Source organism: Micromonospora craterilacus (assembly GCF_003236315.1).
In the GTDB taxonomy this organism is placed as follows: Bacteria; Actinomycetota; Actinomycetes; order Mycobacteriales; family Micromonosporaceae; genus Micromonospora; species Micromonospora craterilacus.
The window spans coordinates 1-3,690 of the sequence record NZ_POTY01000386.1 but is presented as its reverse complement, the minus strand read 5'-3'; the positions used below and the strand labels follow the sequence as shown (position 1 = coordinate 3,690).

The following is a 3,690-nucleotide window of genomic DNA, read 5'->3' as shown; positions in this document are numbered from 1 at the left end:
GGCACGCCGTGGTGGTGTGGTCCCCGGAGACCGACCCTCGGCACGTGGCCGGTCTCGCCTCCACCCGCACGTACCCGCTGCGGTCCAGCTTCCGGCCCTCGTACAACATGTCGGTGAACCTGGTCGGCAGCGTCGGCGCGGAGCCGGCCCGGGCGCTGCTGGAGTCGTCGTTCGCGCAGTTCCAGGCGGACCGGTCGGTGGTCGGCCTGGCCCGGCAGGTGCAGCGCAACACCGAGACCATCGAGGCGTACGGGGTGGAGGCGGACTGCCACCACGGTGACTTCGCCGAGTACTTCGCGCTGCGAGTGGCCATCGCCGACCGGGAACGGGCCATCGCCCGGCAGGGGCAGAGCCAGCGCCGGGCGGCGGCGGTGGCGTCGCTGGAGCGGCTGCGGGTCGGCGACGTGATCCGGGTGCCGTCCGGGCGCCGAGCCGGCCTGGCCGTGGTGCTCGACCCGGCCGCCGGTGGGTTCAGCGAGCCACGCCCGCTGGTGCTCACCCAGGACCGGTGGGCCGGGCGGATCAACCCCGGTGACTTCACCACCCCGGCCGAGGTGTTGGCGCGCATCCGGGTGCCGAAGCACTTCAACCATCGCAACCCCGCCGCCCGGCGCGACCTGGCGGCGCAGGTCAGCGGCACCGGCCTGGACCGGCACTCCCGTCGGGGTGCCCGGGGCCGGCAGTCGGGGGAGGATCACCGGCTCACCCAGCTCCGCACCGAGCTGCGGCGGCACCCGTGCCACGCCTGCCCGGAGCGGGAGGAGCACGCCCGGTGGGCGGAGCGCCGCCGGCGGCTGGAGCGGGACACCGAGGAGCTGCGCCAGCGGGTGGCCGGCCGGACGGGGTCGCTGGCGCGTACCTTCGACCGGATCGTCGCCCTGCTCACCACCCGCGGCTACCTCACCGCCGAGGGCTCGGTGACCGACGCCGGCCGGATGCTGGGGCGGATCTGGACCGAGGCCGACCTGCTGGTGGCGGAGTGTCTGCGCCGGGGGGTCTGGGACGGGCTGTCCCCGGCCGAGCTGGCCGCCGCGGTCTCCGTGGTGGTCTTCGAGGCCCGCCGCGACGTCGACGAGCGGGCCTCGCTGCCGCGCGGCGCGGTCGCCGACGCGGTGGACGCGACGCTGAAGCTGTGGAGCGAGATTGAGGCCGACGAGGCGTCCCGCGGGCTGACCGTCACCCGCGAGCCGGACCTGGGATTCGCCTGGCCGGTCTACCGCTGGGCGCGCGGCGAGGCGCTGGCGAAGGTGCTGTCCAGCGGGCACGAACTCGACGGTGAGATGCCGGCCGGTGACTTCGTCCGGTGGGCCCGGCAGGTGGTGGACCTGCTCGGCCAGCTGGCCGACTCCGGTGGCGCCTCGGCCGAGTTGCGTTCCACCGCCCGGCAGGCGATCGGCGCCGTCAACCGGGGTGTGCTGGCCTACCATTCGCGGGCCTGACCAGCACCGACGGTGACCGTTCGGGATGCGAATCGACGCATCGTACAGTCACCGCGAGGCCACCGCCCGCAGTACCCGAGCGATTCTATTGTGCCTGCTGGGGAGGTCCCGGATCATGTTACCGGCGCGTCAGGTACGCGCCGGTAACAGCTCTGGGGGGAGCCATTTTGGCAGACATCAATCACTTTGAGTACGGATGGATAACACCGGCGATCAGCTACGCGCTGTCGGTGCTGGGTTCCATCCTCGGACTGATCTGCGCCGGCCGGATCCGTACCGCGCCCAGCGCCGGCCAGCGAGCCTGGTGGGGGCTGCTCGCGGCGTGGGCACTCGGCGGCACGGCGATCTGGACCATGCATTTCATGGCGATGCTGGGCTTCGGCGTGACCGGTTCCCGGATCCGGTACGACGTGCCGATCACCGTCGCCAGTGCGCTGATCGCGGTGGCGTCCGTCGGCATCGGACTGGCCATCGTGGGCACCGGCCGGCTGTCGGTGGTACGCATCATCGGCGGTGGCCTGTTCACCGGCGCCGGGGTGGCGGCGATGCACTACACCGGCATGGCCGCGATGCGGCTGGACGGCCAGCTCGGCTACGACGGAAACCGGGTGGCCCTGTCGGTGCTGATCGCCGTGATCGCGGCCACCGTCGCGCTGTGGCTCGCGGTGACCGTACGCCGGGGGTTGGCGATCTTCGCCTCGGCGCTGGTGATGGGTGTGGCGGTCAACGGCATGCACTTCACCGGCATGAGCGCCCTGTCGGTGCATCTGCACGAGCAGCGTGGGGAGATCGCCGGGGCGGAGGTGGGCACGCTGCTGGTGCCGATCGTGCTGCTGGTCGTCTTCGGTGTGGTGGGGCTGGTCTACGCGCTGCTCGCCGCGCCCACCGACGAGGACCGCGCGGCGGCGGCGTACCTGGATGCCCGTCGGTCGCCGGCACCGGCGGCGGCCGATCCGACCACCGGTGCGGGCCCGGTCGGTGCCGTCGCGCCGGATCCGGTCGGGCTGCGCGCCCGCTCCACGCTGGCCCGGCCCGGTGCCCAGTTCCCGTCCCGTCGGGACCGCCCGCCCCGCTGATGCTGCCGGCGGCCGGCTGGGGGAGCCGGTCGCCCGCACGGCATCGTCCCGGCCCGGTGGTGGCCACGAGCGACACCGCTCGTGGCCACCATCGGTGATCGGGGGCGTCCGCTCAGGACAGGGCCTTCAGGAAGGGGCCGTGGTTGCGGCCGAATTCCCACTGGTAGTACCGGTCCCAGTTGATCGACCAGGTCATCAGCCCCCGGAAGCCGGGGTTGGTGCCGCTCCGCGGGGCGTAGCTGCCGCAGCTCTGGCCCCGGACCAGGCAGGTCACCGCCGACTGCACCGCGGCGGGGGCGACGTAGCCGTTGCCCGCGCTGACCGACGACGGCGCGCCGAAGGCGACCTGGTCCTCCCGCAGCGCGGCGAAGACCCGGTCCGGGTTGCCGGCGACCGGGAAACCGGCGAGCAGCATGTCGGTCATCGCGACGTGGAAGTCGGCCCCGCCCATCGTGTGGTACTGGTTGTCCAGTCCCATGATCGGCCCCGAGTTGTAGTTCTGTACGTGCAGCACGGTCAGGTCGTTGCGCAGCGCGTGGATCACCGGCAGGTACGACCCGGCGCGCGGGTCCTGCCCACCCCACGGGCCCGGCCCATAGAACTGGTACCCGAGCTGGACGAAGAACGTCTCCGGCGCCATGGTGAGCACGAAGTTCGCGCCGTAGCGCTGCTTCAGCGTGCGGATCGCGGTAATCAGGTTGACGATCACCGGAGTGGTGGGATTGCGGAAGTCGGTGTCGCCGGCGTTCAGGTAGAGGGAGTGGCCCTCGAAGTCGATGTCGAGCCCGTTCAGGCCGTACCGGTCGACGATCGCCGACACCGAGCGGACGAAGGTGTCCCGGGCGGCGGTGGTGGTCAGCTGGACCTGCCCGTTCTGACCGCCGATGGAGAGCAGCACCTTCTTGCCCTGCTGCTGCTTGGCACGGATCGCCGCGATGAACGCGGCCTCGCTCTCCACGCCCGGGCACTCGCTGGCGGGGCAGAGCTGGAACCGGATGTCGCCGGAGGTGACCGAGGTCGGCTCGCCGAAGGCGAGGTTGATGATGTCCCAGTCCGCCGGCACGTCGGCCATCCGCAGGTAGCCGGAGCCGTTGGCGAAACTGGCGTGCAGGTAGCCGATCAGGGCGCGGCGGGGGATGCCGCCGGCCGGCGGTGTGGTCGGCGGGGGAGTGGTC

Annotated in this window: 3 protein-coding genes; 2 read left to right on the top strand and 1 reads right to left on the bottom strand. The window is 72.4% G+C overall.

The window, feature by feature from the left end:
- On the top strand, positions 1–1,439 hold a 1,439-nt coding region (locus C1I95_RS32700; protein ID WP_499877999.1), incomplete at its 5' end, for a DEAD/DEAH box helicase.
- A 167-nt stretch (positions 1,440–1,606) separates the two neighbouring features.
- Complete coding sequence (locus tag C1I95_RS32695) at positions 1,607–2,515, top strand: MHYT domain-containing protein (RefSeq protein WP_111219830.1); 909 nt, start codon at positions 1,607–1,609, stop codon at positions 2,513–2,515.
- 112 nt (positions 2,516–2,627) lie between these two features.
- Here C1I95_RS32695 and C1I95_RS32690 read toward each other — a convergent pair.
- On the bottom strand, positions 2,628–3,690 hold a 1,063-nt coding region (locus C1I95_RS32690), incomplete at its 5' end, for a chitinase (RefSeq protein WP_111219828.1).